General features: G+C 57.8%; 22 protein-coding genes. 11 read left to right on the top strand and 11 right to left on the bottom strand.

Features of this window, described 5'->3' with window-relative positions; translation table 11 throughout:
* Positions 1–93: 93 nt before the first annotated feature.
* From LAP85_17935 to ccsA, 4 genes are all read right to left on the bottom strand, one after another.
* Complete coding sequence (locus LAP85_17935) at positions 94–897, bottom strand: uroporphyrinogen-III synthase (protein MBZ5498285.1); 804 nt, start codon at positions 895–897, stop codon at positions 94–96.
* A gap of 43 nt (positions 898–940) precedes the next feature.
* Positions 941–1,861: a hydroxymethylbilane synthase gene (gene hemC, locus LAP85_17930; GenBank protein ID MBZ5498284.1), complete on the bottom strand. Its 921-nt coding sequence runs from the start codon at positions 1,859–1,861 to the stop codon at positions 941–943.
* 67 nt (positions 1,862–1,928) lie between these two features.
* A complete protein-coding gene (gene hemA, locus LAP85_17925; protein MBZ5498283.1) occupies positions 1,929–3,194 on the bottom strand; it encodes a glutamyl-tRNA reductase in 1,266 nt (421 codons plus the stop codon).
* A 136-nt stretch (positions 3,195–3,330) separates the two neighbouring features.
* Positions 3,331–4,131, bottom strand: a complete 801-nt coding sequence (gene ccsA, locus LAP85_17920) for a cytochrome c biogenesis protein CcsA (protein MBZ5498282.1) — start codon at positions 4,129–4,131, stop codon at positions 3,331–3,333.
* Positions 4,132–4,336: 205 nt separating this feature from the next.
* Here ccsA and LAP85_17915 point away from each other — a divergent pair, with 205 nt between their 5' ends.
* From LAP85_17915 to LAP85_17890, 6 genes are all read left to right on the top strand, one after another.
* The gene (locus tag LAP85_17915; protein ID MBZ5498281.1) at positions 4,337–5,032 is read left to right on the top strand and encodes a site-2 protease family protein; all 696 of its coding nucleotides are present in this window, start codon (positions 4,337–4,339) and stop codon (positions 5,030–5,032) included.
* A gap of 158 nt (positions 5,033–5,190) precedes the next feature.
* Positions 5,191–5,967: a segregation/condensation protein A gene (locus LAP85_17910; GenBank protein MBZ5498280.1), complete on the top strand. Its 777-nt coding sequence runs from the start codon at positions 5,191–5,193 to the stop codon at positions 5,965–5,967.
* Positions 5,968–5,972: 5 nt separating this feature from the next.
* A complete protein-coding gene (scpB, locus tag LAP85_17905) occupies positions 5,973–6,509 on the top strand; it encodes an SMC-Scp complex subunit ScpB (GenBank protein ID MBZ5498279.1) in 537 nt (178 codons plus the stop codon).
* Positions 6,510–6,518: 9 nt separating this feature from the next.
* Positions 6,519–7,259 (top strand): rRNA pseudouridine synthase, encoded by a 741-nt coding sequence (locus tag LAP85_17900; protein ID MBZ5498278.1) that lies wholly within the window; start codon positions 6,519–6,521, stop codon positions 7,257–7,259.
* 166 nt (positions 7,260–7,425) lie between these two features.
* On the top strand, positions 7,426–8,079 hold the full coding sequence (locus tag LAP85_17895; protein MBZ5498277.1) for a riboflavin synthase: 654 nt from the start codon (positions 7,426–7,428) through the stop codon (positions 8,077–8,079).
* 1 nt (position 8,080) lies between these two features.
* Positions 8,081–8,710 (top strand): hypothetical protein, encoded by a 630-nt coding sequence (locus LAP85_17890; protein MBZ5498276.1) that lies wholly within the window; start codon positions 8,081–8,083, stop codon positions 8,708–8,710.
* A 36-nt stretch (positions 8,711–8,746) separates the two neighbouring features.
* Here LAP85_17890 and LAP85_17885 read toward each other — a convergent pair whose 3' ends face one another.
* On the bottom strand, positions 8,747–9,463 hold the full coding sequence (locus tag LAP85_17885) for a 1-acyl-sn-glycerol-3-phosphate acyltransferase (protein ID MBZ5498275.1): 717 nt from the start codon (positions 9,461–9,463) through the stop codon (positions 8,747–8,749).
* Positions 9,464–9,614: 151 nt separating this feature from the next.
* On the opposite strand from LAP85_17885, the gene LAP85_17880 reads away from it, so the two are divergent.
* Positions 9,615–10,817 carry a bifunctional 3,4-dihydroxy-2-butanone-4-phosphate synthase/GTP cyclohydrolase II gene (locus tag LAP85_17880; protein ID MBZ5498274.1) on the top strand — a complete coding sequence of 401 codons (1,203 nt, stop codon included), beginning with the start codon at positions 9,615–9,617 and terminating at the stop codon, positions 10,815–10,817.
* A 78-nt stretch (positions 10,818–10,895) separates the two neighbouring features.
* Here the strand turns inward: LAP85_17880 and metG are convergent, their stop codons facing one another.
* On the bottom strand, positions 10,896–12,575 hold the full coding sequence (gene metG, locus LAP85_17875; GenBank protein ID MBZ5498273.1) for a methionine--tRNA ligase: 1,680 nt from the start codon (positions 12,573–12,575) through the stop codon (positions 10,896–10,898).
* A gap of 263 nt (positions 12,576–12,838) precedes the next feature.
* On the opposite strand from metG, the gene LAP85_17870 reads away from it, so the two are divergent.
* Complete coding sequence (locus LAP85_17870; GenBank protein ID MBZ5498272.1) at positions 12,839–13,282, top strand: GNAT family N-acetyltransferase; 444 nt, start codon at positions 12,839–12,841, stop codon at positions 13,280–13,282.
* A gap of 100 nt (positions 13,283–13,382) precedes the next feature.
* On the opposite strand, the gene LAP85_17865 is transcribed toward LAP85_17870, so the two are convergent.
* Positions 13,383–14,399 carry a VWA domain-containing protein gene (locus tag LAP85_17865; protein ID MBZ5498271.1) on the bottom strand — a complete coding sequence of 339 codons (1,017 nt, stop codon included), beginning with the start codon at positions 14,397–14,399 and terminating at the stop codon, positions 13,383–13,385.
* Between the two features lie 367 nt (positions 14,400–14,766).
* On the opposite strand from LAP85_17865, the gene LAP85_17860 reads away from it, so the two are divergent.
* The 3 genes from LAP85_17860 to larE all read left to right on the top strand — a co-directional run bounded on the left by LAP85_17860 (position 14,767) and on the right by larE (position 16,802).
* Positions 14,767–15,021: a hypothetical protein gene (locus LAP85_17860; GenBank protein MBZ5498270.1), complete on the top strand. Its 255-nt coding sequence runs from the start codon at positions 14,767–14,769 to the stop codon at positions 15,019–15,021.
* A gap of 86 nt (positions 15,022–15,107) precedes the next feature.
* Positions 15,108–15,806, top strand: a complete 699-nt coding sequence (locus LAP85_17855; protein MBZ5498269.1) for a hypothetical protein — start codon at positions 15,108–15,110, stop codon at positions 15,804–15,806.
* 177 nt (positions 15,807–15,983) lie between these two features.
* Positions 15,984–16,802, top strand: a complete 819-nt coding sequence (gene larE / locus LAP85_17850; protein MBZ5498268.1) for an ATP-dependent sacrificial sulfur transferase LarE — start codon at positions 15,984–15,986, stop codon at positions 16,800–16,802.
* Positions 16,803–16,837: 35 nt separating this feature from the next.
* Here larE and galE read toward each other — a convergent pair whose 3' ends face one another.
* From galE to LAP85_17830, 4 genes are all read right to left on the bottom strand, one after another.
* Positions 16,838–17,866 (bottom strand): UDP-glucose 4-epimerase GalE, encoded by a 1,029-nt coding sequence (galE, locus tag LAP85_17845; protein ID MBZ5498267.1) that lies wholly within the window; start codon positions 17,864–17,866, stop codon positions 16,838–16,840.
* Between the two features lie 48 nt (positions 17,867–17,914).
* A complete protein-coding gene (locus LAP85_17840) occupies positions 17,915–20,533 on the bottom strand; it encodes a GAF domain-containing protein (protein MBZ5498266.1) in 2,619 nt (872 codons plus the stop codon).
* A gap of 310 nt (positions 20,534–20,843) precedes the next feature.
* Complete coding sequence (locus LAP85_17835; GenBank protein ID MBZ5498265.1) at positions 20,844–21,911, bottom strand: VWA domain-containing protein; 1,068 nt, start codon at positions 21,909–21,911, stop codon at positions 20,844–20,846.
* Positions 21,895–22,857 (bottom strand): VWA domain-containing protein, encoded by a 963-nt coding sequence (locus LAP85_17830; protein ID MBZ5498264.1) that lies wholly within the window; start codon positions 22,855–22,857, stop codon positions 21,895–21,897. The genes LAP85_17835 and LAP85_17830 overlap by 17 nt, the downstream gene beginning before the upstream one ends.
* Between the last annotated feature and the right edge of the window lie 235 nt (positions 22,858–23,092).

Genomic DNA, 23,092 nt, shown 5'->3' with positions numbered 1-23,092 from the left:
AGAAAAACCGACTCCGGCTGATCACGGCATCGGCAGATAAACCCTGATCGCAGGGTGACTGATTTTGTGCGCTGCCCATACCTTGCGCCTGCTTTATTCCGACTCCCGGCTCCTGACTCCTGACTCCTTCCTCTCAGGGGCCTGGTAATAGAGGCGAATCGACTCCAGCAGGGAAGGGATCGTATTCTCGCAGGGAACGATCTCGGCCTGTTTCCCGAATGCAGCCACGGTGCGGGCCGTGACCGGGCCGAGCACGGCCACAGTGGCGTCCGCCAGCATCTTTACTCCGTGGATATTACCGAGCAGGGTGACGAAGTTATTCACTGTCGATGAACTTGTGAAAACCAGGAGGTGCGGCGGATGACGGAGCACAGACTGCACGCAGTCCCGGTCAAGCTCGGGAAGCGTATTTTCATAGCAGGGCACAACATCCACGCGAGCACCTGCAGCCTGCAGCGCGCGCGGCAGCAGGTCGCGGGCTTCCCGGGCCCGGGGCAGGAGGATGCGCAAACCTGCCAGTCCGTTCATGCCGCCGTGCTTTTCAGCCAAAGCGGCAAGGATTCCTTCCGCCGCGAACTCGCCAGGCACCAGGGAAACGCGGATTCCTGATCTCTCGAGAGCATCGGCCGTCGCCGGTCCCACAGCGCAGATCCGCAGCCTGCGGCACCGGTCCTTAGCAATGCCCCGTTCCTGCATCCGGTTCAGGAAAAACCGGACTCCGTATGCGCTGGTGAAAATGATCCACGAGTACTCGGCCAGCTCGTCGAGGGCCGCATCCATTATGCTGTGATCAGTGACCGCCCGGATCCGGATGACCGGGAAGACGAGGACCTCAGCCCCGAGCGCTTCGAGCCCGGCAACGAGAGCCCCGGCTTTCATCTCGCTGCATGCGAGCACGGCGGTCTTGTGCGCGAGAGAACGTGGATCCTGGCACATGTGGTCAGCGCAGCGGCTTGAGAATTTCCGCCCCTCCCATGGCCAGAAGCTCTTCCGCCAACGCGTCGGCTGCTTCCGCGGCCTTGTCGATCGGGCTCTCGACCGCATCCCGGATAATGGTACCGCCGTCGGGAGTCGCCACCAGCCCTTCAATGGTGCAGACCGCGTTGTCGGGGCGCGCATGCACGGCGATGGGACTGTTGCACCCGCCTCCCATGCGGCGCAGGAAAGCGCGTTCCGCGAGCACGGCGGCTGCGGTGGCAGGCTCGTTGAGACCGGCAATCACGGCCGCGACCCGCTCATCACCCCTGCGCATCTCGAGTGCCAGAGCTCCCTGGCCTGGTGCAGGAAGCATCTCGCTGAATTCCAGCGGGGCGCTGATCCTGCCTTGAAGCCCGAGCCGGTTAAGCCCGGCGCAGGCCAAAATGATGGCATCGTAGCTTCCCGCCGCCAGCTTCTGCAGGCGCGTTTCCACATTGCCGCGGATGTCGCGGGCAGCCAGATCAGGGCGCCGAGCCAGCACCTGCGCCTGCCGCCTGACGCTGCCGGTGCCGATCACTGCGCCGCGCGGGAGGTCATCCAGCTTTTTGCAGCCGTCGCCTGCAATCAAAGCGTCCCGGGCGTCCTCGCGCGCAGGGATGGCCCCGATCTCGAGGGCATCGGGAATCCTGGTGGGCAGGTCCTTCATGCTGTGCACGGCCAGATCGATTTTCCCGCCGAGCAGCGCCTCCTCGATCTCACGCACAAACACGCCCGTCGCCGAGCCTGAACGGATAGAGGTTTTCGTGTCTCTGTCGGCGGATGTCCTTATGATCTTCACCGTGATGCGGATCTGCGGGAAGCGCGCAAGAATCATCCCCTCGACCCATTCAGTTTGCACGCGGGCCAGGGTGCTGCCCCTGGTGCCGATGGTCAAGTCACTCATGGAATCCTTCTGCCTTGATGAATCGCGCCGCAAAGACATGACATCTCCGTGGCTGATCCTGGAGTTCTCAAAGTTTAAATATGCGTTTGATGATGTCCAGATAATCCTCGCGATGTGTTGGATTGTGGTGCGTGCTGCGCAGCTGCATGACGAGCGGATGGGCGATCTTGCCGGCGATGCGCGACACCATCCATTCGAGTTCCTGAGTCTCGTGCTCGTTGTGCGGCCCGCCGCGCTTCATGAACCGCTGCAGCTCCGTCCTGCAAATCTCTTCGATCCTGTCCTGTAGTTGGACTACGACCGGACCAAGGTCGCGCGACTTAAGCCGGGTGCAGAACGCGTCCACCTCTTCATCCACAATTTTCTCGGCGAGCGCTGCAGCCTGGCGGCGCTCGGCGATGTTGGCTTCAACAACTGCCCCGAGATCGTCAACATCGTAACAGAAGACATTGTCGATTGCGCCCACGGCGGGATCCACGTTTCGGGGAACGGAAATGTCGATGAAGACGAGCGGCGCATGTCTTCTTTCCGAGGCCGCTAACTGTGCCATTGCGCGATCGACCAGGATGTCCGGGCTTCCTGTCGTGGTAATCACGATGTCCGATCGGGCCAACCATCGCGCCAGGCTGTCGAATGGAACTGACTCGCCCTGGAATTTGGCGGCCAGCGCCTGAGCCGTCTCGGGATTGCGGTTGGTGACACGAATCCGATTGGCTCCGTTGGCGGCCATATGGCGCGCCGCCACTTCCCCCATTTCACCGGAGCCGACGATCAAGATCCTCTTGTCCCGGAGCTCGCCGAAGATCTTTCGAGCCAGCTCGACTGCCGCCGAACTGACCGAGACGGAGAACTCGCCGATGCTGGTCTCGGTACGCACGCGCTTCGCCGTGTGGAAGGCCGCCTGCATCAAGCTGTTCAGATAATATCCGACCGTGGATGCTCCCACCGCAATGCCGTAAAAGGACTTCACCTGCCCCAGGATCTGCGCCTCACCCAGAATCATCGAATCGAGCGCGCTGGTCACCCGAAACACATGACGGACAGCCTGATATCCCACGTGTCGATAAAGGTGGTCCTTGAGCTTTTCGGTCGGTACGTCGCAGGTTTCCGAGAAGAAAGCCTCGAGCGCGTCGATCCCTTTCTCTGGCTTCTCCACGCGCGACAACAACTCCACCCGGTTGCAGGTGGAGATAATCATGCCTTCCTCAATTCCGGCTTGCTGCGTCATGCGCTTCAACACGTCCGGCAGCTGGGGGACTGGAAATGCCGCCCGCTGGCGTACATCCAATTCCGCCGTGCGATGATTCAGCCCGACGATTACCAGATTCAACATTACGTCACCACACCCGCGTTACCGCAGCATCGGAGATGGCCAGAAGCGCCGTGAGGGCGGGGAGACCATAGCGGTGCTTCAGAGCCCAGGCACGCCGGCCACACACCCGAGTGCTCTGCAGGAATTGAGAAAAAGACTACAAGTAAGTATGCAACCCCTTGTTGATTCCGAACGTGAACAGCATCGACACGAACCCGGCGATGCTGATATAGGAGGCCCAGCGGCCACGCCAGCCGGCGGACAGCCGGTAATTGACCAGCACCAGGTAGATGGCCCAGGTTACCAGGGAAGCTGTCTCCTTTGGGTCCCAACTCCAGAAGTGGCCCCATGCCTGCTGCGCCCAAAGAGCGCCTGTCATTATCGTGATGCTCATTAAGAAAAAGCCGGCATACAGGGAGCGCCGCAGCAGTTCGTCGCACATTTGCAGTGAAGGGAGCCGGAAATAAAGGAAGCGGAAATTTTTGGCTTTCAGCTCCTTTTCCTGAATCAAATAGAGGATCGATGAGACAAAGGTCAGGAAAAAGGCGGCGTAGGCGAGAAAAGCAACGACGGCATGAAAATAAATCCATCGGCTTTTCAAGAGCGGCGGAATGGTGTGGTTTCCCTCCCAGATCAATTCGGACAGAATCATGAGCAACGAAACCAGCGGGAGCACGAATGCTCCGAGGACGTTGGTCCGATAGCGCAGATGCGCCGCAATGAAAGTCAGCGTGATACACCAGGCAAAAAAGGACAGCGATTCTGAGAGGTTTGTGATCGGCAGATGGCGAACCTGGAAGCCGAGCAGAAGCAGATAGACGGTGTGGCTCGCAAATCCACAGCCCACCATCACGAGGGCTACGGTTACGAAGACCTGCCTTTTCCGGTAAAAGCCGAAGATCGAATGCATCAGGCCCAGAGTGTACAGGACCATCGTCAAGGGTAGCGTCCATCCCATAAAAATGCCCCAAGGTCTTAAAAGTCTATCACTTGAACCGATCGGGTGCCAGCCCAAACAGTTCCCGGCGGCCGTCGATAGCTGGATCCGCCCGGGATTCAGGAACAGCGGACTCATTGCTGTGGCTGTGGACTGCCCACTGCCCGTTGCCCACTATTGTGGTATAGTTCTGCCTCTCGGCGGTACGTCATTTGGAGTCATAAAGTTGGGTTCAATTCAGAACATCGATATTGCCAGTGTCATTATCCAGTTTGCGGTCCTGCTTTTTTCATTGAGCATCCACGAGGCTTCCCACGCCTGGATGGCCGACCGATGCGGTGACTATACGGCCCGGTACCTGGGCCGGGTTACGCTGAACCCGATTGCGCACATGGATCCGCTCGGGACGTTTCTGTTTCCGCTGCTCCAGATGATCATGGGCGTACCTCTGATCGGTTGGGCAAAACCCGTCCCCGTTAACTCTGTACACCTCCGGAATCCGCACCGCGATCAGATTTTGGTGTCGCTGGCCGGACCCGGCGCCAACCTGGTAGCAGCCGGAGCCTCCTTCGCGCTGCTGGCAGTCCTCAAGATCGCCTCGCCTGCGGCAAACGGTGTCATCATCAACATGATCGTGAGCGACCGCATTCCGCGGCAGCACTCCGCGCTGGTGCCGCTGCTGGGCGTGCTTTTTTTCACGTTTGTCATCAACCTGGCGCTGGCGCTTTTCAATGTGATCCCGATTCCCCCCCTTGATGGACACTGGATTCTTTACGAGTTGCTTCCCTACAATGCAGGCAAAGCACTGGCGCGCGTGAGCTCCTACGGTTTTGTGATACTCTATTTGCTCATGTTTCTTGGCGCGTTCAGGTTTATTTTCTGGCCTATCAGTCAACTGTGCGGCTTGCTGCTGAGTTTGTGACGGGGGGCAAACAACGGGATCGGACACTATGGCGCACAGCCGTATCTCATGCGCCTGTGCCGTATCCAGGCGCATGAAAAGGGAGGCTGCTTTCGGTAGGTGAGGAGTTGTTTTCGGGACAGGAACAAGAACTGTTACATCGCAAGTTAAAGACGGCTATGGATGGAACTGAGAATCCGGAAACCAATGGCACTTCTCGGGAAGAGCCCGGTCTGACGATCCGCCTGGAGGGTTTTGAGGGTCCTCTCGACCTTCTCCTGCACCTGATCAAGCGCGAGGAACTCGATATCTGGAACATCCCGATCGCGCACATTACCGAGCAGTACCTGGGCTACCTCCAGCTCATGCAGGACCTGAACATCAACGTCGCGGGAGAGTGGCTCCTCATGGCCGCGACCTTGATCTACATAAAGTCACGCATGCTCCTCCCTCCCGATCCAGTCCAGGAGGCTGCAGAGGGGGAGGCGCAGGACGATCCGAGGAAGGAGCTGGTGTACCAGCTGTTGGAACACCAGAAGTTCAGGAATGCCGCACAGATGCTTTACACGCGTGAAGAGGTGGAGAACGCGGTTTGGAACAGCCCGCCCAGAGATGTGCTCGAAGACGGCAAAGAGGTGGTCGCCGTCACGCTGTTTGACCTTTTGAAGGCTTTTGCCGACGTGGTCAAGCGCTTCGAAGCCCAAGCCGGCATGGAGTTAGACCAGGAGGAAGTCACGATCGAGCAGAAGCTGGCCGAGATGCGCCGGCTGCTGATGGTCCACGACTCGCTGGTCTTTTCGTCTTTTTTCACTCGGGCTGTGTCGAAGAGCCACATGATTGTAACCTTCCTGGCGCTGCTTGAACTTGTGCGCCTGCGGGAGATCTGGCTTTATCAGGAAAAGGCGTTCGAGGAGATCCATATTACCAGGAGCAGATCTGCCGGAGAGACAGCGTAAGGCCTATGGAAATCGAAGAACTCCAACCCATACTTGAAGCTATTATTTATGCTGCCGATGATCCGGTACGCCCTGAGCAGTTGAAGGAGATATTCCCGGATGAGAGCTACGACAAGATCGAAACGGCGCTCCAGAGACTGGCGGAGGAGTTTAATGCCCGCCGGGGCGGCATGTGGATTCGCGAAATCGCGGGCGGCTTTCGCATGACAACCCGGCCAGAGCATCACGAACATGTGCGTGCTTATCTGAAGACCAAGCCGGGAGCAAAACTGTCCATGGCGGCGCTGGAAACCCTGGCCGTCATCGCGTACAAGCAGCCTGTAACCCTTGCTGAGATCCTGGCCATCAGGGGGAAGAAATCGACGACCGCGCTCCATACGCTGCTCGAAAAAAAGCTCGTCGTCATCATGGGGCGGAAGGCGGTGGTCGGTCGCCCTATTTTGTATGGCACCTCCAAGGACTTCCTCGTTCATTTTGGCCTCCGGGACCTCTCGGAGCTTCCCACGTTGGAGGAGTTCACCCAGATGGCTGGGGAACTCTGACAGCCCGCCATGCAATCAGAGGAACGACTGCAAAAGATCATTGCTGCGGCCGGAATCACCTCGCGCCGGAAGGCGGAACTGCTCATCGAGGCGGGACGGGTTTCCGTGAACGGGCAGACGATTACCACGCCAGGTGCCAGGGCGGATGTTCACCGCGACCATATCAAGGTCGACGGTAAGCTGATCCGCCCGCCGGCGCGGAAGAACTACGTGCTCCTGAACAAGCCGAGGGGGGTCATGTCGACTGTTGCCGACCCCCGTGGCCGCACCAAGGTAACGGATCTCGTAAAGGCAAAAGAAAAACTCTTTCCTGTGGGGCGCCTCGACTTCAACACCGAGGGCCTGATCCTCCTGACCAACGACGGGGAGTTTGCCAGGATTGTTGCTGCCGCAGGCCCTGCTTTCCCAAGAGTTTATCAAGTGAAAGTTCGTGGAATTCCCGACGAGTCGGCCTTGGGCCGGCTCCGTACCGGATTTCGCCTGCCGGACGGCACGCAGCTGGCTCCGTGCAAAGTCCGGGTACTGCGCGAAGACAAGCATGCCTGGCTCGAAATAACGCTGACCCAGGGTAAGAATCGTGAGATCCGCAGGATGTTTGAGGCCATCCATCATCCGGTGGGGAAGCTCCGTCGGACCCGCATTGGCTTCTTTACCGCGGAGGGTCTCCCGGTCGGTTCATCCCGTTATCTGACGCCAACGGAAGTCGCTCGTGTGCTCCGTTTAGGCAAGGGCAAACAAGGTGACAAGTGAATCGCACCTCCTTGGAGTGTGGCAGCTTGCTGCCGCCATGCGATTAGGTGATGGCGGGGAGGAAAAGACAAATGTGCGAGCCGGCTTGCCTACACCGCGGGGCCAGTCAAGATTTCATTCACTTCTGATGTTACAATTGGATCTGACTAACCGCTGGGAGGGATGATTGTTCACTGGAATCATCGAAGAAGCAGGCATCATTCGCTCTCTGCGCCCGGGATCCGCCGGCGCCACGATGCTCATCGAGGCGCAACGGATTGCCCCCGGGCTTAAATCCGGAGATTCCGTGGCCGTCAACGGTGTCTGTCTTACTGTCGTCATAACCCGAGGCGGAAGTTTTTCCTGTGATTTGTCGGCAGAGACCCTGCGCCGCTCCAGCCTCGAGCAAGCGCGGGAAGGCCAGCTCGTCAACCTGGAGCGGCCCCTGGCGGTCGGTGATCGTCTTGGGGGCCATATCGTCCAGGGGCATGTCGACGGAGTGGGGAGGTTCATAACTTCCGTTCCAAGCGGCGAGGGCATGGAAATGGAGTTTTCGTTCCCGCCGGAGCTCGAGCGATACCTGGTCAACAAAGGCTCCGTGGCGGTCGACGGCATCAGCTTGACGGTGGCCTCACTCAAGAAGACTGCATTTGTCGTCGCGGTCATCCCACATACGTTCCGGGTAACGAATCTACGGCACCTGAAGCCGGGCGACATGGTCAATCTCGAAGTTGATATCCTGGCAAAGTACTTCGAGCGCTTCTTTCAACTTGGCATGACTCGAGATCAGGTCCCGAAGCAGGAGCTGACTGTAGACTTCCTCAGAGAGCAAGGGTACTGACATGCTGGCGGTTATCCTCAGGGTATTGGGTGCACTCGTGCTGTTGACGCCACTTGCCCGGGACGCACGGCCTGTGCCCTCAGATTCGTCCCTGCCCCCCTTCGGGCGCGACACCGTCCTCGTCTACAAAAGTTCGAACGAGAACGAGGTCTTCGTGGTGCGAATCGCCGAGTTTGCACCGGACCGATACATGGAATGGGAGGATGCCACCGCACAAGGAACGATCTTCATTCCTGCCAAGGTCGTGGCCGAAGGGCGCGCACTCGTCAATTATCAGCTGTTTCAGCCCGGCGTCGACACGCGAGGAAAGGATGCGACCACTCTCTGGCTGAGCCGGCGCATGTTCCGCAAGCTCAAGGAGAACCAAAAGCCTAAACTCATGATCGATGGCTTGCCCACCCTGGTGACCGTCCTTGGCAGCGATCAGATGGCAATCGAGGTAAACCGTTCTCCACGTTCCGTTCCAGTCATCAAGACCCGCGATGAGAGGGGCGCAGAGCGCTGGTTTCTTGACCTGGAGGATAATCCGCTACTGGTGAATCTGCTGGTCCGGAACTACCAGCAGAAGCTGGCGAGCATCACGACGGATCGTCCCAACACGCTGCGCTGGATCAAAGGCAAGAAAAAGTAAAACCAATCCCTGATCAATACGGACAAGAATCCGTCATCACTCGCGTTCAACGGCGTTTGGGAGACCCTGGGCGATCGCTGCCTGGGTCAACTGTAGCAGGTGATCGCGATCCTGCAGCCGCATGTGCTCCGTAGCAATGGGTGGGTGGAAGACCAACTCGACAGTGCCGGGCTTGATCGCATAGTGCCCAGGGGGCTGAATTGCCCGGCTGTTGCAAATTGAAACAGGCATGACCGGAACCCCGGCTTTGATTGCCATCACGAAAACACCCTTCTTGAAAACGCCCAGGCGGCCGTCACGGCTCCTTGTTCCTTCGGGGAAGGCGAAGAACGAGTGCCCTCCCTTGAGAAGTTGGGCGGCGCGGTCGATACCGGCGTGGGCGTTGAGCGGGTCGGTGCGATCGATAGGAACAAAACTCACTTTTCTAAGCACCTGCGACAAAACCGGTATCCTCATGATCTCTTTCTTGATGACGGCGCGGAGATTCCTGCCCGTGGCATAATACAGGAGCGGCCCGTCGAAGTTGCCCTGATGATTGGACAAAAACAGGTAGGCCTGCCTTGGCCGGACCAGATCTCGACCCCGCACCACTACTCTGACATTGCACAACCAGCCCGCCACACGGATGCAGAAATGCGCCAGGGTGAAGAGCAGGTCGGTGCTGCCAGAAAGGAATGACCAGGCGAGGCCGATGGGAGCTGCCATCGCCACATATAGACCCACGAAGATGTAAATCAGAGTCGCCCGCAACATAAGCGATAGATTGTACCGGAATTTGCGGTGTCAGTTGCCCCAAATAGTTGCAGGGTCGGCTGATGTTGGGATAAGCTTCTACTTCACGGCCGGGAATTCGACATGGATTTGTTTCCGGCTGGTCTTTTGACAGATCGATCGGGAGTGTATCTTGGTATTCAACAGCATTACGGAAGCGATTGAAGAAATCCGGCAGGGTAACATCGTAATCGTCCTTGATGACGAGGATCGTGAAAACGAGGGAGATTTCACGATTGCCGCCGAAAAGGTTACTCCTGAGGCGATCAACTTCATGGCCAAGTATGGCCGTGGTTTGATCTGCCTCTCGATGACCGGCGAGCGCCTGGACGAGCTCCAGATTCCGCTGATGGTCGGGCACAACACCACCAAATACGGGACTGCCTTTACCGTATCCATTGAGGCACGCTACGGCGTAACCACTGGGATTTCAGCCGCCGATCGGGCGACCACCATTCTCACCGCCGTAAACCCCAAGACAATGCCGGCAGACCTGATCCGGCCTGGACATGTCTTCCCATTGCGCGCTCGCCCGGGCGGTGTGTTGGCACGTGCGGGTCAGACCGAAGCCGCCGTGGATCTGGCGCGTCTGGCGGGGCTTTATCCCGCGGGGGTCATCTGCGAGGTGATGAAGGATGACGGCACCATGGCCCGTGTGCCTGAGTTGACGGTAGTCGCGCGGACCCACCGCCTGAAGATGATCACGGTTGCCGACCTCATCGCCTTCCGGCTCAGGACCGAGACGTTCGTGCGCAAGCTGTCCGAAGCCTACTTGCCGACGGAATTCGGCGAATTCCGGGTCGTGGCCTTCGAGAACACTCTGGACAACGAAAACCACATCGCGCTCGTCAAGGGAACCATCTGCGAGGAAGAACCGGTGCTGGTCCGGGTGCAGTCGCAGTCGACCATGGGAGATGTATTTCATTCGCTCCGCAGCGACAGCGGGGAGCAGCTACGCAGGGCGCTGCGGATCATCGATCAGGCCGGAAGCGGAGTGCTGCTTTACCTGCGCCAGGAGGGGAGGGGCATCGGCCTTGTCAACGAGATCAAGTCCTACGCCCTGCAAGACGACGGGGCGGACACCGTGGAGGCGGATGAAACGCTGGGATTCAAAGCCGACCCGCGCGTCTACGGCGTTGGAGCCCAGATTCTTCGTGCCCTGGGCGTCGGCAAGATCCGGTTATTGACGAACCATCCGAAAAAAATCGTCGGGCTGCAAGGCTACGGCATCGCAGTCGTGGAACAGGTCCCCCTGGAAGTTGCTCCCACAAAGCACTCCGAAGACTACCTGCGCACCAAGAAAAACAAGCTGGGCCACATCCTCAAATCGGTCTAAGCCCATCCTGGTGATGAGTGATGCGTCATGAATGAGACGTAGAATGCTACCGACTCATCACTCATGACTCGCTACTCATCACTGTTTTTGGTGGAGCTTGGCGACCTGGGCTTCGATCACCTCATCCTCGATCTTGCGGAAGAGGATTTCGCGGACGCCGAGCGGGTGGCCTGAAGGCAGCCGCAGCGTCGGAAGGTCTTGCCAGCGCTGGTCGTGGTGCAATCCGGGCGCGTTCAGCATCTGCCATAGTTTTCCGGCCGAAAACGGCATGAACGGATCCATGAGCACGGCAAGGGCGAGTTCGAGTTGGATCGTTGTGTTGAGCGTGGCGGCACAGCGAGCGCGGTCCTGCTTCAAAGTGGTCCAGGGAGCGGAATCATTGAAGTATTTGTTGCCGATGCGTGCCAGGTTCATCAATTCGCCGACCGCGCGGCGCACCTGAAAATCGTCAAGCAGAGCGCCGATATTCACGGCAGACGCGCCAATTGCCGCCAGGACTTCCTGATCGGCACTCGCAAGCTCCGGGGCATGGGGAACCTTGGCTTCGAAGTGTTTCTCGATGAAGGTGAGGCTGCGATTCACAAGGTTGCCGAGGATGTCGGCCAACTCGCCGTTATTGCGGGCCTGGAAGTCCTTCCAGGCGAAATCCGAGTCTTTGTTCTCCGGAGCATTGGCGGCAAGGTAGTAGCGCAGCGGATCCGGCGGAAAAAGCTCCAGGTAATCGTCGACCCAGACGGCCCAGTTCCGGCTGGTGGAAAGCTTCTCCCCCTCAATATTGAGGAATTCATTGGCCGGGATGTTGTCCGGGAGTATGAACTCGCCGTGGGCCATCAGCACTGCCGGCCATACAATCGCATGAAACACGATGTTGTCTTTGCCGATGAAATGGATCAGGCGCGTCTGAGGATCGCACCAGTAGTCCCGCCAGCGGTCCGGCCTGCCCTGATTTTGCGACCACTCCACCGTCGATGAGATGTAACCGATGGGGGCGTCAAACCAGACATAGAGCACCTTACCTTCGGCGTCCGGCAGAGGCACGGGAATGCCCCAGTCGATGTCGCGGGTAATGGGGCGGTCGGTGAGCCCTTCGCTGAACCAGCCGGTGCAGAACTCGCGCACGTTGCTCTTCCAGTGAGGCTTGGCTGCCTGCCATTGTTGGAGGCGCTCCTGGAACAGGGAGAGCCTGAAATACCAGTGCTTGGTTGTGCGCATCTCTGGCGGCGAGCCGCACACCTTGCATTTGGGTGCGATGAGTTGCTCCGGCTCCAGCCAGCGGCCGCAGTTCTCGCACTGGTCGCCGCGTGCGTTGACGTGATGGCAGTGCGGACACTCACCCTCGATGTAGCGGTCGGGCAGAAAGCGTTGGCAGGTCGCGCAGTAGTACTGGCGAACCTCCTGCTCCTTGACGTAGCCCTTCTCGTTGAGCTTAAGGAAGATACCCTGCGAAATCCTGTAATGCAGGGGAAGGGAGGTACGAGAGTAGTTGTCGAACTGGATCCCGAGACGGCGGAAGCTCTCCTTCATCATGAAGTGATAGCGGTCCACAATTGCCTGTGGCGCGACCTGCTCGTGGTCGGCGCGAATCGTGATGGGTACGCCGTGTTCGTCGGAGCCGCAGATGAAAATGACGTCACTTCCTTTGAGCCGCTGATACCGGACGTAGACGTCGGCCGGCATGTACGCTCCTGCGAGATGCCCCACGTGGAGCGGTCCATTGGCATAGGGCAGTGCTGCCGTCACGAGAATCTTCTCAGCCAAAGCTTCCTCCAATCTGAGAACCTTAATCATATCATAGCCTCTGCAGACGGCTGGATAGCACAAAATGTCACTTCATGGCGCAGCACAGTCCGGCAGGTGCCGCCGAATCAGCAGTCAAGAAATGCATGAAACACGCGAAAAGCTCATTCACGTGTCTTGCCTCTTTTTTGTTTGGTGTCCTGGTTGGAGCTGAGCGATGTCTGCGGCGCTGCTTTACGAAGAATCGTATAATCAAACATATGCCGCAAATATATCCGGATCAGATGCTGATTCGTGACTGCCGGCCGGAAGAGATTCAACGGCTGCACGAGATCGACAGTGCCTGCTTTCCGGATTACATGGCCTATTCGCGCGCGGAACTTCTATTCTATCTCGGACATCCCGCTGCCATCAGCAAAGCGGCCGAGCTCGACGGCAAGGTCCTGGGTTTCGCCATAGGCCACATCGAATCGGGCGCGCGCGCCCATGTCATCACGCTGGATGTGGTTCCGGAGGCGCGCCGGCACAGGGTGGGAACCCGGCTCATGGAAGCGCTCCATGAACAGTTTCGCAGGCGCCGCGCGGCCCAAGTCGTCCTCGAGGTCGATACCGGCAATGAAGCGGCGCAACGGTTCTATGCGCGCCTGGGTTATGAACGCCGGGAACTATTGCGCGGCTATTATAAGGCACGCAGCGATGCCTATCGCATGGTGCTGTTCTTGCCATGACCCGAAAATCGGGGAGACTTCCAGGGTAAAAAAGAATCCGGGCAGATATATGGGGATTGCCTGGAGGTTTTTGAGGGCTTCGTGGTTTGTCTAAGCTCTACTATTTCTCCCGGGCCAGGTAACCCTGCCTGGTCTGGACCTTCAGGGCGACGGGTTTGCCGTCATGATTGATGTCCGCCTTGACCTCGACACGAATCTTGCGAAACTTCCCGTCCCGCTTCGGATTGCTCGTCGTGTATGCAAGGCTGTACTGGTTCCTGAGACTGTTGGAGATGTTCTTGAAGATGGACGGCAATTCGCCTTCAAAGCGCGGGAAATAGGAGTCTCCTCCGGTCAGGTCGGCGATGGAACGCAGCCGGTTGTCCGCCATGAGCCAGCCGATATCATCCAGATTATATCGAAGCCGGACACTCTGTCCCACGCTGATGGCGTAAATGGAAGCGTTGGCGGCCTTGCACTTTTTCAGAGCGTCGTCCCACGTGTGCTGGCTGAAGGTATCGAGCCCGGTGCTGACCATGACTACCGCCACCTTGCCCTCGATTTCCTCGACACGGTCGAGTGTGAAAATGACCGCATCCGAGAGGTTGCTCTCACGGAAGGCCGGCGTGTTGAAGCGACTGAGCGCTTCCATCAGTTGATTCCGGTTCTGAGTGAAGTCGGTGAGGATGGTCGGACGGATGTCGTAACCGATAACGGCAACCCAGTCACCTTTGCGGAGACTATCGGCGAAGGTGTAAATGGAATTCCAGACATCTGTAATGAAATATTCGACCCATTTGCTGAAATCCACAAGCAGGACTGCCGTGATACTGGCCTCCACAGGCGCAAAGTGGGTGATTTCCTGCTTGACGTTGTCTTCATAGACAGTGAAGTTCTCGGGTCTGAGCCCGGTGATGATGTTGCCCTTTTTGTCCGTCACCAGCGCCTGCAAGTTCACCAGGTCGACCGAGACCGAAATCGCCTTCTGACCTTGGGGCTTATCCTGATCGGGCACCTTTTGAGCCGGCGGGTTCTGAAGGGCTACGGCTGCGGGCGGTGATGCTTTCTGCAGCGAACCCGAAAAAATCAGGGCCGGAAGGCAGAGGCCGATGATCAGAACGATACTCGCAATCTTCATGGCGCATGCTCCTGGTGGAGGCGATGGGTCAGCCAAGCCTCTCTACATCATACAGCAGCACCCAGTCAGTCACCAAAGGTTGAACGGGCCAGGCCGGTTGATCGAGTGTTGGTTGGGAACGGCTCGTAGCAGATTTTGATCCGGCAGCCTTTACTTTTCTGCCTCACGGTGGTCAAAATAATCTTCGAAAATGGAGTGCTGACCTCTCTCCCATCGTCGGGTCAGCTGAGATCCGGCCGGGCTCGGACAAGAGGCCTTTTCAGGGTTCGTTTCACAGGGGGACAAATGAATTGACGTACCTATTTACTGATGCTAATAATTTGTTCCACTTCTGCTCTTGCCGGAATACCTTTGTGGGAGGTTAATCGTGGGTTATTGTCCGGAATGCGATGCACCAATCGATGAGGAATTCGAGGACGTCGGGGAAATCATCACCTGCCCCGAATGTGGCGTCGACCTGGAGGTGATATCGCTCGACCCAGTCGAATTCGATCTCGCGCCTGCCGAAGACGAGGAAGAGGATGAAGAGGACTTCAACTTCGACGACGAAGAGGAAGACGAAGAAGACTGGGACGACGAAGACGAAGAGTCCTATGACGAAGAAGACGACGAATACAATTAGGCCGCGCTTTCTATGCCTGCCGGCTCTGATGCCATTGGAATCGTCGTGCTGCAATCCGTGCTCGAAAATGTCCCGGAGATGCCACCGTGTTGAGGCAGATCCGACTGCTGGTATTTGACCTGGATTACCTCATCTATGATTGTGCCCAGCTTAAGGTGAGGGCGCTCCGAGAAAGTCTCATTTCCCTGGCCGATGCGATCCCGCATGACGTGCGCTTGCCCGATGCGGTCGACACCGAAGAGGGATTCCGCGATTACGGCTTCCGGTGGACAAAATTCCTCCAGATCGGGCTCGACGACGAACACCTGGAGGAGCTTCAAAGTCCGTATCGAATTCACGAGGAACGCCTCGTAACGGCGGGGGCAGGGAGGATCTGCCCGGGGCTGCCGGAGCTGTCTTCCTTCTGGCGCCGCAGCGGCGCGTCGGCTGCGCTCGGCGCCGAGGCCCGGCGCGACTATCTGCTGGCCGTCAGCGACCGTCACGACCTGGACGGCTTCTTCGAGATGGCCTTTTGCACCGAGGAGTTCTGCATTGGCCGCAGCGAGGAAATGATCAAGGAGATCATGCGCCGGGCCGAGGTGAATCCCAGCGAGACCCTGGCGCTTGGCACTCGGCCGGACTTTTTCAGGGCTGCCCACAATCTTGACGTTCTAACCATTGGCTGCGGCTGGGGACTGCAGCGGCACGAGGGCCTGGGCGAAGCCGATCTGCAAGCACTCACCCTGCCCCAAGTTTTTCCGGCCATCGAAAAGGCCGACGCACTGGCTGCTCAGTATCTCGAATGAGACAGGGCGCGGTTTCACGCCGGCCCGCAAGTTGAATTGATCCGGCCCGGGACTGTCAGCGGGACGTCCTTCGGATGCGAGTCGGCCGGGAAGATTCCGTGCGGATTCCTTCCATTGATCGCAGGCTGTGCGGCGATATTTTTGGCGCATGCGGCGGTTCATGCTAAATTGTTGGGCATGAATTTACAGGAAAAAGAAGCACGGCTGGAGGCCCTGTTGCGCGAGATGGCTCCCGTGATGGTGGCTTTCAGCGGCGGCGTCGATAGCTCCTACCTTGCCTATAAGGCGCATCGCGTTCTCGATGATGCCGCACTTGCCGTTACCGCCGAAAGCCCCTCTGTGCCAAGCCGCCAACGGGAGATGGCCTTGCGGCTGGCTGGGGAATTCCGCTTCCGCCACGAGTTTGTCAACACGCAGGAGATCGAGCGTGAGGAATATCGTGAGAATCCCCCGGAACGCTGCTACTTCTGCAAGGACACCCTCTTTGAATTGCTCATCACACTTGCGAAAAAGCGAGGTTTCGCAACCGTGGTTGACGGACTGAACGCCGACGATCTTGGGGATTATCGCCCCGGACGCAGAGCCGCGGAGGAACACGGCATCCGCAGTCCCCTCATGGAGGCCGGTCTGAACAAAGATGAGATCCGGCAACTCTCCCGGCAGGCCGGACTCGCTACCGCCGATCAGCCTGCTTCGGCGTGTCTGGCCTCGCGTTTCCCCTATGGGGTGCGCATCACTGAAGAGAAACTGCGCATGGTGGATCGCGGCGAAGAAGCATTGCGCGCCATGGGCTTCGGCGTTTTCCGGGTCCGCCACCATGAGGAACTGGTCCGTCTCGAATTCGGTAAGGAAGAACTGCTGAAGGCTCTGAATCCGGAGGTTGCCGGCCGCCTCACCGAGATCTTCAAAGGGCTCGGCTACAAATTCGTCACCCTCGACCTTGAAGGATACCGCACTGGCTCGCTCAACGAGGTTCTCGTAACCCGGATTACCTGACGCAATACAAGTTGAAGATCGATGCCGACAGAGAGCTATTTGTGTTGAGCCTTATCCGCCCGCTGTTCCGTTTTTGCAGCCAGGTCGTTGCATACGGCTCCGCGCCGCCAGTTCCATGCCGTCGCCGCGATTTCCTCCAGGGAAGAGTGAAGCGCGCGCCAGCCCAGGGCTGCTTGGGCTTTCGCCGGATTTGCCACCAGTTGCGGCGGATCACCGGGTCTCCGCTCTTTGATGACGATGGGAACATCCTTCCCAGTGGCTTTCCTGACCGCATCGACCACCTGCAGCACGGAACAACCCTGGCCTGTACCGAGGTTGAAAACTTCGGAAGGACGGCCGGAAGACAGGTACTCGAGAGCCGCTATATGGGCGAGGGCGAGATCAATGACATGAATGTAATCCCGAATACAGGTACCATCCGGCGTAGGATAGTCGCTCCCGTAAATGTCGGCTTCAGACCCATTGCCTTGCGCAATCTCCAAAAGCCGGGGAATAAGATGAGTCTCCGGCACATGCCACTCCCCGATGCTGCCGTCGTGCCCGGCACCGGCCGCATTGAAATAGCGCAGCGACACGTAGCGCATCCCATAGGCGTTCTGGTAGTCGCACAACATGCGTTCAATCACCATCTTGGTGACGCCGTAAGGATTGATCGGATTCAGAGGATTAGACTCGTCAATCGGGACGCGGATCGGGATGCCGTAAGTGGCACAACTCGAGGAAAAAACTAAATTTGTGACATTGTGCCTGCGCATGGCCTCAAGCAGGTTCAGGGTGTTGAGAATGTTGTCGTGATAGTATTTATGCGGATTTCGGTATGATTCTTCAACCAAAGCATGAGAGGCAAAATGCATCACCGCAGCGATCCGATGCCCGGAAAAAGCCTCATCCAGATCAAGCAGGCGCCCCAGGTCACCCTGATAAAAAGGAAGGCCGCCGATGAACTCGCGGTGGCCCGTCGAGAGGTTGTCGAGACACACCGGCGCGTATCCCTGCTCCTTTAAGGCGCGCAGCGTGTGGCTGCCGATATAGCCGGCCCCTCCCGTAACCAGAATTCCTCGCATTGGGCATTCCCTCCGCAGCAGTCGAGGCCACGCGGGCGTTAAATCCACTTACTTATCGCTGTTCTCGAGAGTTTGCTGTATCACTTCCTTAACCTCTTCGATCTTGAAGGGCTTGGCCAGATAGAGGTTGCAGGTGTTTTCGAAGAACAGGCGCGTTTCGGTGCTGACGGTGTCTCCAGTTACAAAAATGATGCGCTTGGCCAGGCGTGGCCGCTTTTCCTTAATCCACTGGAACAGCTCGCGGCCGCTCATCTGCGGCATTTTGAAGTCGGTGATGACAAGATCGTAGTCGTTGCTTTCCAGCTTTGCCGTTGCCGCCCGGCCATCGGCGGCAGTATCGACCTGCATCGGGAACATCTTGAAGATTTCGATGAAGAAGTCGAGGATGTATTTCTCATCGTCCACGATCAGGATCCGCTTGTTGCGGACCAGGTTGTCAAACTGCAGTGCCTGAGGCATCAGCTGTGGGAAAATGCTTGCCTCGTCCGTGAGACTCACGATGATGGGCAGTTCGATGACGAAGGTCGCACCTTCCCCTGGCCGGCTCTTGGCGTAAATGTTTCCGCCATGTTCCTTGATGATGCCGTAAGACAAACTCAAGCCTAGCCCGGTGCCTTTGCCGACCTCCTTGGTTGTGAAAAAGGGGTCGAAGATCTTGGAGAGGTGCGCCTGGGGAATTCCCGGGCCGTCGTCGACGATTTCGACCACGATGCGGTTTTTCTGCATGTCGGCGCGCGATCGAATCACGAGGCGGCCGCGGCCGTGGGCCTGCAGCATGGATTGTTCGGCGTTGGTAATAACGTTGAGAAAGACCTGCTGCAATTGATGGGCGTCAGCGATGGTCTTGGGCAAGTTGCGGTCCAGCTCGCGAGAGATTTCGATGTTGTTTACCGAAAGCTCGTAATTCCGCAGCTCGACCGTTCGTTCCAGCATGTCGTTTACGTTCGACAATTTGCGCTCGGGCTTCTGCTTGCGGGCAAACGAAAGCAGGTTCTGCACGATCTTCTGGCAACGCAAGGCCAGGTTGTTGATCTTGAGAAGGCTATCGCGGGCCCGCTCGTCGAGGTCCTTGCGCAGCTGCAGGAGTTGAGAGTAGCCCATGACTCCCGTGAGCGGATTGTTGAGCTCATGGGCGATGCCCGATATCAGTTCGCCGATCGCCGACAGCTTCTCGGACTGAATGAGCTGCTGGCGCAGCAGCTTCTCGTTGCTCACATCCTTGGCCACGTGGATGGACCCCACCAATCGGTTATTTTTGTCATACCAGGGGCTAACCGAGATCTGGAAGGTGCCGCCCATCGCCGGCAGTTCGAGTTCCTCGACCACGAGATTCTCCGACCGCAGCGCGTCCATGTGCCGGCATGCGCTGAAACTCAGCTGGGCGGGATTGTAAATCTCCGAGCAGCACTTGCCGATCATCTTGGGCGGCGAGGTTTTCAACCGCCTGGCCAGCGCCACGTTGGCACGTATGATCTTCCCGCTGGTGTCGTGTTGCGACACGCAATCCTGCATGGCGTCGAAGGTGGTCTCCCACTCTTTCTGGCTGCGTGAAACGACCTGGAACAGACGGGCATTTTCCAGGGCTATGGCAGCCTGGTGTGCCAGGGTTTCGGCTCGGGAGATCTCCTCCTGGGTGAAGGTCCGCTCCGCGGATTCATCGCTGTAAATCAGTACGCCGATCGCCTGTTCCTTGGCGATCAGGGGGGCGAAAATCGCGGCGCGCCAGCGCATCGCCTGCATCACGTTCGGGTTGAAAGGCTCAAGACGGGGAATGTCCTCGACTGCCATCACGCGTCTTTGCAGGAGGGCGCGGACGGCGATGGAGTCATCGGCCAGCCTGATCTCGACGTCCTGGATCCTCAGGCCTTCCTGCGTGGATGCCGACCCCACCAGGCGCTGCTCACGGTCGTCGAAAAGAAACAGATGGCACTGCCTGGTCTTTACGAGACGGCGTCCCTCTATGACGATCCGCCGGATGATCCCTTCGAGGTCGAGGCTCTGCGAAATGATCTTGTTTACTTCGTGCAGCGCGACCAGATCTTCGGAGAGTTTGTCCGCCTGTTCCCGTTGCCGGACGCTTGCGACTGCGACTCCCAGCATGTCGACGAGCGTCTCAACGAATGCTGCCCGGGATTCATCCAGTGTTGCGGACCTCGCTCCGGCAAGTATGAGGGTGCCGAAAATCCTGTTTCCTGCACTCAGCGGGTACATGGCCAGATATTCGAGGCCTTGGGCCTGCAGCGCGCTTGCCAGGGCTTGGGCGCCGCAACGGGGAAGATCCTCCATCCTCAGAGGCTTGTTCTGCAACAGATGCCGTTCCGCGACGCACTCGACCTGGGCGTTTCCAAGCTCCGCCACGACTTCTTTGCCAAGCCCTCGATATACGGCGAAAGCCGCCGCATCGGGGGCGGCACTCAAGCGAAAGCCACCGGCCTCCATGCCCGCGGTCCTCAGGATCTCATCCAAAGAGGATGCCAGGGTGCTATCCAGATCTGCAGATCGGTTCACGATGGAGGAAATCGTGCGAAAAACCGCCCATTGGTCCTGAGTGGCCCGGCTGGGCTGCGACGACGAAGAGGCCGCAAGGCCGGCAATGGCGGATATCAGTGCCGGAACCAGAGAGATGGGAAAACTGGGCTCAGCAACGTTTGCGAGATCCAAGAACATGACGCCCTCCATCCCCGATTGACGACAAGCGTCGCTCATTATAGGAAGGCCCATGCGCGATTGCCAGGAGATTCGAGGGAACAACGAAATACCTGAAACACGAAGGCGGTTTTCGTGCGCTTCCTACTACTTACCTGCAGATCCTTGCCATCTAGGCAAGAAAAGCAAAAGATCAACGCAGAGGACGCAGAGAGCGCAGAGATAGGTCCTGCAGAAGCGAGAATCCTCTGCGTCCTCTACGTTGAGGCTCCAGGTTGCGGATACTCCGCGCCGTGTATTTCGTGGTTGCAGAGTTGGATGCGGCCGACGGCTATTTGCCGGGAGCTGCGGGTTTGGGGGAGAAATAGCCCAGGCGATAGCGCACGCGCAACCCGCTCGAGGCAGGGGCGTCGAGGGTGACCCTGATGCGCCGCCAGGTCCCATCATGGGCGGCATTGGAGGAGGTGTAACCGATGCTGTACTGGTTCCGCAGCTCGAACGCGATTTCCGAAACGATGGCGTGGATCTCGCTCACATCCTTGGGGAAAAAGGCCTTGGCGCCGGTTTCGTCGGAGATCCTCTGCAGCGCATCATGCGCCTTTTCCGGCGCGGATTTCGTCCAATGGCCAAACAGGCCCTTATCCGGAGTCTCGTTCAAGAATCCGATGCCATAGACCTGGACATCGGATTCCTGAACCTTGGCAATCATTTCATCAAGCTTGTAGTAACTGTCTTGATCCTCCCCGTCGGTAATGACGATGACCGCTTTTTTGGGTTTGGATCCGCCCTGAGCTTTTTGGACCGCAAGGTAAATTGCGTCCCAGAGAGCCGTGCCGCCGGTCACGACGGTGTTGTTCAGATCGTCGGTGATCAGGTCGATGTCGTTGGTGTAGTCCTCGAGAAGTTCGACCTCGTTGTTAAAGCCGATCAGAAACTCCTCGTCGTTGGGATTGCTGGCGCGTATAAACGCAAGCGCGGCCTTGATCACGTTGTCGAATTTGTTCCGCATGCTGCCGCTGGTGTCGATGACGATTCCCAGGCTCAGAGGCACGTCTTCCTGAGAAAACGACACGATGTTCTGATTCACATTGTCTTCAAAAACCTTGAAGTTCTCCTTTTTGAGCCCGCTTACGAACTGGCCTTTTTTGTCCGTGATGGTAGTGTGTACCACAACAAGTTCGACATTGACGCCGATCTTGTACCCCTTCTGTGGATTCTCCTGCGGGGATTTGGACCCCAACTCAGGTTTGACCGGTTTCTTGCGCTCGTCCTGCTGCTCGGTCTTTTTCTGCGCCTGCAATTCGGGAGAGTGGGCAGGGGAAAACGCCAGTGCCCCAAGCAGCAGCACGATCGATGCGGCTGCCAGAACGCAGCTGCGGGCGTCAATTCTTGGGGGCATTATACCCTTCTTTGGCATGAACGCTCAGCTTGGGCAGGCCTGGAGGAGGATCGAGCTTGACCTGAATCTTTCGCCACTTGCCGTCGTGGACCTTGTTTGAGGGGCTGTAACCGAGAACGTACTGGTTGCGGAGTTCGGCATGGATGAGGTCGATGTAGTAATCGAGCTCGTTGAAGTTGTTGGGGAAGAAAGCCCGCCCTCCCGTCAAGGAAACGATCCCTTGAATTAAAGAGCGTCCGTAGCCCAACATACCCTGTTCCCCAACGGCATATATCTGGACGTCGGATTCTTTGGCAAACTCGCGCACCTCGGAAATGGAGTAGCGGCTGCTGTTGTCCTCGCCATCCGTGATCAGAATCAGGGCTTTCTTTTCGTTTTTCCCGGCTTTGATCTGATCGAGCCCCATATAAACGGCGTCATAGACGGCGGTTCGGCCGCCGGCCTGTTTGAGCGCGATTTCACTCCGCACCGTCGAGCTCTGATGAGTGAAATTCTGAACCAGGGAGGTTCTCTCGTTGAAAGTGATCAGGGCGTATTCGTCTTCGGGATTGCCTGTTTCGAGGAAGCGGACGATGGCGTTTTTGGCCTTTTGGATGTTGTTGTTATCCTTCATGCTGCCGCTGACGTCGAATACGATGCCTACGCTGACCGGCGCCGGCTCCTGTGTGAAGTAGTCGATCGTCTGCTGAACCTTGTCCTCGTAGATCTTGAAGTTGTCCTTCTCGAGGCCGGTCACGAATCGATTCAGCGGATCGCTCACCGACACCTTGACGAAGACGGTTTCGACCCCCACACGGAAAGTGGGCGCCTGCCATTTTTTCGGGGCTTGTTGTCCCTGTATGGCAGTACCGCTGTAAAGCAGCACCAAAACACTTATTGCGGCCATTGCTGCCGCATTGCGGTTTACCACAATTGCCTCGCCCCAAGTCAGCGCCAGGGAACGCATGGACGCGGGCTTTCTGACTAAGATTTTAGCAAACCGTATACATCTGTCAAGAAATCACGATTCTCCCAATGTCACCGCCGAGATCGCTCTTAGCCTCAATACTGTTCACTTAATGATTTGGATATGATCCTCGATCCTCAGCCTTTCCGTGCCAGACCGCTTCCGTGGCCTGAGTTTGTAATTACTCATCTTTCGCTTGATGCCGCGCGGATTACGCCGCGATCGACTCGACACC

It is taken from the genome of Terriglobia bacterium, assembly GCA_020072565.1.
Classification (GTDB): domain Bacteria; phylum Acidobacteriota; class UBA6911; order UBA6911; family UBA6911; genus JAFNAG01.
The sequence above is the reverse complement of the archived record's forward strand: the minus strand, read 5'-3'. Positions and strand labels throughout refer to the sequence as shown.

Coding starts and splice junctions, on each gene's coding strand:
- LAP85_17865 (MBZ5498271.1), bottom strand. CDS start 14,399: ATGAAGATTGCGAGTATCGTTCTGATCATCGGCCTCTGCCTTCCGGCC.
- LAP85_17835 (MBZ5498265.1), bottom strand. CDS start 21,911: ATGCCCCCAAGAATTGACGCCCGCAGCTGCGTTCTGGCAGCCGCATCG.
- larE (MBZ5498268.1), top strand. CDS start 15,984: ATGAATTTACAGGAAAAAGAAGCACGGCTGGAGGCCCTGTTGCGCGAG.
- hemA (MBZ5498283.1), bottom strand. CDS start 3,194: ATGTTGAATCTGGTAATCGTCGGGCTGAATCATCGCACGGCGGAATTG.
- LAP85_17885 (MBZ5498275.1), bottom strand. CDS start 9,463: ATGTTGCGGGCGACTCTGATTTACATCTTCGTGGGTCTATATGTGGCG.
- hemC (MBZ5498284.1), bottom strand. CDS start 1,861: ATGAGTGACTTGACCATCGGCACCAGGGGCAGCACCCTGGCCCGCGTG.
- LAP85_17870 (MBZ5498272.1), top strand. CDS start 12,839: ATGCTGATTCGTGACTGCCGGCCGGAAGAGATTCAACGGCTGCACGAG.
- LAP85_17900 (MBZ5498278.1), top strand. CDS start 6,519: ATGCAATCAGAGGAACGACTGCAAAAGATCATTGCTGCGGCCGGAATC.
- ccsA (MBZ5498282.1), bottom strand. CDS start 4,131: ATGGGATGGACGCTACCCTTGACGATGGTCCTGTACACTCTGGGCCTG.
- LAP85_17890 (MBZ5498276.1), top strand. CDS start 8,081: ATGCTGGCGGTTATCCTCAGGGTATTGGGTGCACTCGTGCTGTTGACG.
- LAP85_17830 (MBZ5498264.1), bottom strand. CDS start 22,857: ATGCGTTCCCTGGCGCTGACTTGGGGCGAGGCAATTGTGGTAAACCGC.
- LAP85_17840 (MBZ5498266.1), bottom strand. CDS start 20,533: ATGTTCTTGGATCTCGCAAACGTTGCTGAGCCCAGTTTTCCCATCTCT.
- scpB (MBZ5498279.1), top strand. CDS start 5,973: ATGGAAATCGAAGAACTCCAACCCATACTTGAAGCTATTATTTATGCT.
- galE (MBZ5498267.1), bottom strand. CDS start 17,866: ATGCGAGGAATTCTGGTTACGGGAGGGGCCGGCTATATCGGCAGCCAC.
- LAP85_17910 (MBZ5498280.1), top strand. CDS start 5,191: ATGGATGGAACTGAGAATCCGGAAACCAATGGCACTTCTCGGGAAGAG.